The 5,928-nt window shown below is 65.6% G+C and carries 5 protein-coding genes; 4 read left to right on the plus strand and 1 reads right to left on the minus strand.

Going from position 1 to position 5,928, the window contains the following annotated elements; all coding sequences use genetic code 11:
- Positions 1-73: 73 nt before the first annotated feature.
- The gene (locus tag V3572_RS04310; RefSeq protein WP_332109749.1) at positions 74-400 is read left to right on the plus strand and encodes a YnfA family protein; all 327 of its coding nucleotides are present in this window, start codon (positions 74-76) and stop codon (positions 398-400) included.
- 139 nt (positions 401-539) lie between these two features.
- On the opposite strand, the gene pgi is transcribed toward V3572_RS04310, so the two are convergent.
- Positions 540-2,180: a glucose-6-phosphate isomerase gene (gene pgi, locus V3572_RS04315; protein ID WP_332109750.1), complete on the minus strand. Its 1,641-nt coding sequence runs from the start codon at positions 2,178-2,180 to the stop codon at positions 540-542.
- Positions 2,181-2,533: 353 nt separating this feature from the next.
- On the opposite strand from pgi, the gene V3572_RS04320 reads away from it, so the two are divergent.
- The 3 genes from V3572_RS04320 to V3572_RS04330 all read left to right on the plus strand — a co-directional run.
- Positions 2,534-2,989 carry a 4Fe-4S dicluster domain-containing protein gene (locus V3572_RS04320; protein WP_332109751.1) on the plus strand — a complete coding sequence of 152 codons (456 nt, stop codon included), beginning with the start codon at positions 2,534-2,536 and terminating at the stop codon, positions 2,987-2,989.
- Positions 2,967-4,757, plus strand: coding sequence for an aldehyde ferredoxin oxidoreductase N-terminal domain-containing protein (locus tag V3572_RS04325; protein ID WP_332109752.1), 1,791 nt, complete (start codon positions 2,967-2,969; stop codon positions 4,755-4,757). Before V3572_RS04320 ends, V3572_RS04325 begins: the two co-directional genes overlap by 23 nt.
- Positions 4,758-5,003: 246 nt before the next feature.
- A partial coding sequence (locus V3572_RS04330) for an ATP-binding cassette domain-containing protein (RefSeq protein WP_332109753.1) occupies positions 5,004-5,928 on the plus strand: 925 nt, incomplete at its 3' end.

Here is a 5,928-nt window from a genome sequence, read left to right on the forward strand (position 1 = left end):
GCGAAGCATTGCTGACGCCAAGCCGGGTCGCCAACCCCGAGCCCGGCCTGCCGACGCCTCACAAGGAGTCCCCGTGCTCGTCAAAACCTATGGATTTTATCTGCTGGCCGCTTTCGGCGAGATTGCGGGCTGTTTCGCCTTCTGGGCCTGGCTGCGGCTGGGCAAAAGCCCGGTCTGGCTCATCCCGGGCATGGCGTCCCTGGCGGCCTTCGCCTTCTTCCTAACCCGCATCGACACGGACGCGGCGGGCCGGGCCTACGCCGCCTACGGCGGCATCTACATCCTGGCTTCACTGGCCTGGATGTGGGCCATCGAGGGGCAGCGTCCGGACCTGTGGGACGTCTCCGGGGTCTCCCTGTGTCTTGTGGGCGGGGCCATGATCCTTTTCGGCCCCAGGTAGCCCGCCCCGCCCCATCCATTCCCGAAGCCAAGCCCCCAGGCCATCATCCCTGATGCGGGATTCCAAAGGGCGCCAGGCCCTTTGGCCCCCGGAGGGTTCCTCTACAACCCGACTCCCGCCCCGCGCACCGCCGCCCCGCTCACCGCATCTTCTGATAGGCCGCCAAAAGTCCCGTGGTCGACGCGTCGTGGGCCGCCGAGGGCGCCGCCCCGCGCAACTCCTTTTCGATGACCCCGGCCAGCTTCTTGCCCAGCTCCACGCCCATCTGGTCGAAGGAATTGATGTCCCACACGGCCCCCTGGACGAAGATCTTGTGCTCGTACAGGGCGATCAGGCTCCCCAGGATCCTGGGCGTAAGCCTGCGATACAGGATGGTTGTCGTGGGCCGGTTGCCGGGGAAGGTCTTGGACCGGGCCAGAAGCGTCAGCCGGTCGCCGCTGACCCCGGCGGCCGCCAGTTCCGCCCGGGCCTCGTCTTCGGTCTTGCCGCGCATGAGCGCCTCGGTCTGGGCGAAGCAGTTGGCGGCCAAAAGCAGGTGATGGTCGCCCAGGGGAGTTAAGGGATTGGCGGCCACCAGGAAGTCGCCGGACACCAGCCGGGTGCCCTGGTGGATGAGCTGATAGAAGGCGTGCTGGCCGTTGGTGCCGGGTTCGCCCCAGATGATGGGGCCGGTCTCGTAGTCCACCCATTGGCCGGACACGGTCACCCGCTTGCCGTTGGACTCCATATCGCCCTGCTGCAAAAAGGCCGGGAACCGGGCCAGATATTGGTCGTAGGGCAAAACGGCGTGGGACGCGGCCCCTAAAAATTCGCCGTTCCAGACCCCCGCCAGGCCCAGGATGGCCGGGATGTTGTCCTCGAAGGGGGTGGTGCGGAAATGCTCATCCACCTCGAAGGCCCCGGTCAAAAGCTCCTCAAAGCGGTCCATGCCCACGGCAAGCGCGATGGACAGCCCGATGGCCGACCACAGGGAATAGCGGCCGCCCACCCAGTCCCAGAATTCGAACATGTTGTCCGGATCGATGCCGAAATCGGCCACGCCCTGACGGTTGGTGGAGATGGCCACGAAATGCCGGGCCACGGCGTCGGCGCTGCCCAGGCGTCCGACCAGCCAGTCCCGGGCGGAATGGGCGTTGGCCATGGTCTCCTGGGTGGTGAAGGTCTTGGAGGCCACCAGAAACAGCGTGGTCTCGGGGTCGAGACGCCGCACGGTCTCGGCCAGGTGGGCGCCGTCCACGTTGGACACGAAATGTAGGCGCGGGGCGTCCGCCGCATAGTGGGCCAGGGCCTCGACCACCATGCGCGGTCCCAGGTCGGACCCGCCGATGCCGATGTTGACCGCGTCGGTGATGGGCTTGCCCGTGAATCCCTTCCAGTCGCCGCCGCGCACCCGGTCGCTGAAGCCGCGCATCTTCGCCAGCACCCGGTTAACCTCGGGCATGACGTCCGCGCCGTCCACAAAGATCGGCCGGTTGACGCGGTTGCGCAGGGCCACGTGCAACACGGCCCGCTCCTCGGTGACGTTGATCTTTTCGCCCGCGAACATGGCCGCGATCTTGCGGTCCAGGCCGCACTGGTTGGCCAGGGAGGCCAGAAGGCCGAAGGTGGTGGCCGTGATGCGGTTTTTCGAGAAATCCACCAGGATGTCCTGGCCCAGACGGCGGGAAAACGTGATGAACCGCACGGGATCGGCGGCGAACAGGTCGCGCAGGCGTACGTCGCGCATGTCTCCGGCATGGGCTCGCAGGGCCATCCAGGAAGGCAGTTCCGTGGGTCTCATGGGCGTGGTGTCCTCTGGGGGCCGATTCGGCCGGTTGCGTTGTCAGCGCCGGGGTTTGCCGCCGCCATTTTCTCCAACGTCACACAGCGGACGCTCAAACAATGGAACGTCCACTGGAGTGTTTGCCGCCATCATACTCTCCAAGCCGCCAGAAGGAAACGTTTTTTAAGGACGAACGCACAACCTCCGCATTCTCTCCGCAGTATCGACTTATGTCTGGCGATACATAGCGCGGCCGCCGCACAATGCGACAGATTGACCGAACTCCATTGTTTTGAAATGATGGGGCGCATGGCCGGGCGACTGTCGCCTGCCTGGCCCCACAGCCTCCCTGAAGGAGAGACGCCGCCATTATGAAAGTCCACCGCGCCGCCAGGATGGAACGCTGCATCGGATGCCACGCCTGCTCCCTTGCCTGCGCCAGACTGGTCCATAAAACCATTTCCTGGAACGCTGCGGGGATTCGCATCAAATCCTCGGGCGGAGTGACCAGCGGCTACCAGGCCGTGCTGTGCCTGGCCTGCGATCCGCCGCCCTGCGCGGCGGCCTGCCCCACCGGGGCCATGACCCCCCGAAAATCCGGCGGCGGAGTCCTGCATAAGCGCGCCGTCTGCATCCGGTGCGGCAAGTGTGCGGCGGCCTGCCCCGTGGGGGCCATCGCCCTGGACGACCAGCAGGCCCCCTACGTGTGCATCCACTGCGGCCGGTGCATCGAATTCTGCCCCCACGGCTGCCTCGAACTCTTCGACGCCGAGGAAAAACGTCCCCTTTGCCAGGAGGCCTGCCATGTCCCCCCCGTCGCCGGATAGTTTCGACCGCACGGCCTCGTTCCGCGTGCTGGTGGTGGACCTTGCGGCCCGGCGCGGGGACGTGGCGATCCTTGACGGCCGGGACCAGGTCATGGGCGGCAGCGGCCTGGCCGCCCTGTTGTATCAAAAATACGGCCTACCCGGCGAACCGGCCTTTCATCCCGGACAGCCGCTCATTTTCGCCATCGGGCCGCTCACGGGCGCCTTCCCGCTCATGAGCAAGACCGTGTGCGGGTTCAAATCCCCCTATGTGGAAAACTACGCCGAATCCCATGCCGGGGGGCGTTCGGCCCTGTCCCTGCGCTTCGCCGGATACGACGCCCTGGTGATCACGGGGAAGGCCGCCGCCCCGGCGGCCGTGGTGGTGGGGTCGCGGACGCTTCAGGTGGTGGACGTGCATTACCTGTGGGGCGCGGACATCTTCACCGCAGGCAAGCTTCTGCGCAAGATCGTTCCCGGCCATTCCGGCCACCGCAGCATCCTGCGCATCGGCCCGGCGGGCGAGAATCTCCAGGCCTACGCCTGCATCAACGTGGACACCTACCGCCACTTCGGCCGCCTGGGCGCGGGCGCGGTCATGGGGGCCAAAAACCTCAAGGGCGTCGTCATCCACGGCGACTCCGACCTGCCCTTTCCCGAAAACAAAAACTACACCAAGCTTTTTGCCGACATCCACGCCAAGGCCACGGCCACGGACATGATGGAAAAGTACCACAACCTGGGCACGCCGGTGAACGTGCTGCCCTTAAACGAGCTCAAGTCCCTGCCCTGGCGCAACCTCCAGGCCACGGCCGACCCGGACGCGGACAAGATCTCGGGCGAGGAGTTCGCGGACAAGCTGCTCATGAGCAACGCCGCCTGTTCCGGCTGCCCCGTGGGCTGCATCCATGTGGGCATGTTGCGGGAGATGTTTTCGGACAAGCATCGCTTCTCCATCCGGCAGGTGCCCTACGACCACGAACCCAACTTCGCCTGCGGCTCCATGCTCGGGGTCACGGACCCCAAGGAGATCCTGGCCCTTATCGACGCCGCCGACCGGCAGGGCCTGGACGCCATCTCGGCCGGGGTGGCCCTGGCCTGGGCCACGGAGGCCATGCAAAAGGGCCTGGTGACCCCGGAGACGGCCCTGACCTCCATGGCCTTCGGCGAACCCGAGGGCTACAAGGCCGCCCTGTACCACCTGGGGCACAAGACCAACGACTTCTACGCCGCCCTGGGACGCGGCGCGGGATATGCCGCCGCGCAGTACGGCGGCGGCGACTTCGCCTGCGTGCTGGGGCAGGAGATGGCCGGCTACGCCACGGGCGAGACCTATTTCGTGTCCCAGACCATCGGCTTTCGGCATTCCCACCTGGATACCGGGGCCTATTCCTTTGACCAGAAGAACAAGGACCAGGACATCGAGGCCACCCTGAAATTTCTGCTCGACGACGAGCGGGAGCGGGTGCTTTTGACCAACCTGGTGTCCTGCCTGTTCGCGCGCGGGGTCTACAAGCCCGCGCTCATCGCCGAGGCCCTGGACTGCCTGGGATTTTCCACCCTGGCCCACACCCTGGACGAGACCTCGGAAACGGTGCGTAACCTGCGCTGGAAACTCAAGATACAGACCGGGTTCGATCCGGCGAAAACGCGCATCCCCAAGCGGTTCTCCGAAATCGTCACCTGGAAGGGGGCCGTGGACGCCGGATACATGGAGCGGCTGCGCACGGCCTACGCCCAAAAGATCATCGCCCTGGCCGGGGAGAACGGCCCGGCGGCCGGGGCCTGACCCGGGCCGCGCGCCTGCGGAAATACCGGTCTTTCTCCGTGGCGGACGCATCAAGAACTTCCCCGGGACCGCGCGCCTGCGGAATAACCGGCGATGTGACACCGTTTCCGCACCCCGGACACCTGTCCGGGGCCGACGGTTGAGCGCCTGGGAGACAACCGAGGATTTGACAACCGCCCCCGGGCCGGTACAAAGTGCCGACTCCCGCCGGATGCGGCGGAAATACCACCTAAAAGAGGTTTTTGCATGGCCGTCACCGAGCCCAACAAGATCATTTATTCCATGCTTCGGGTCAGCAAGTTTCACGACAAAAAGCCCATTTTAAAAGACATCTCCCTGTCCTATTTCTACGGCGCGAAAATCGGCGTCCTGGGCCTAAACGGCTCAGGCAAAAGCTCGCTTTTAAAAATCCTGGCCGGGGTGGACAAGGACTTCCAGGGCGAAACCCACGTCTCCCCCGGGTTCACCATCGGCTTCCTGGAGCAGGAGCCCCTGGTGGACTCCGCCAAGACCGTGCGCCAGGTGGTGGAGGAAGGCGCGGCCGAGACCGTGGCCCTTCTCAAGGAATTCGAGGAGATCAACGCCGCCTTCGCCGAGCCCATGGACGACGAGGCCATGGACAAGCTCATCACCCGCCAGGGCGAGGTGCAGGAGAAGCTCGACGCCCTGGACGCCTGGGACCTGGACAGCAAGCTGGACATGGCCATGGACGCCCTGCGCTGCCCGCCCCCGGACACCCCGGTGGCCCAGATCTCGGGCGGCGAACGCCGCCGGGTGGCCCTGTGCCGCCTGCTTTTGCAGCAGCCGGACATCCTGCTTCTGGACGAGCCCACCAACCACCTGGACGCCGAGTCCGTGGCCTGGATGGAGCACCATCTCCAGAGCTATCCGGGCACGGTCATCGCCGTGACCCACGACCGCTATTTCCTGGACAACGTGGCCGGTTGGATACTTGAGCTGGACCGGGGCCGGGGCATCCCCTGGAAGGGCAACTATTCCTCGTGGCTGGAGCAGAAGGAAGAGCGCTTAAAGCAGGAGGAGAAGTCCGAGAGCGAACGCCAGAAAACCCTGGCCCGGGAACTGGAATGGATCCGCATGTCCCCCAAAGGCCGCCACGCCAAGGGCAAGGCCCGCATCACGGCCTATGAGTCCCTTTTGGGCCAGGAAGGCG

This window comes from Desulfolutivibrio sp. (assembly GCF_036584575.1).
In the GTDB taxonomy this organism is placed as follows: domain Bacteria; phylum Desulfobacterota; class Desulfovibrionia; order Desulfovibrionales; family Desulfovibrionaceae; genus Desulfolutivibrio.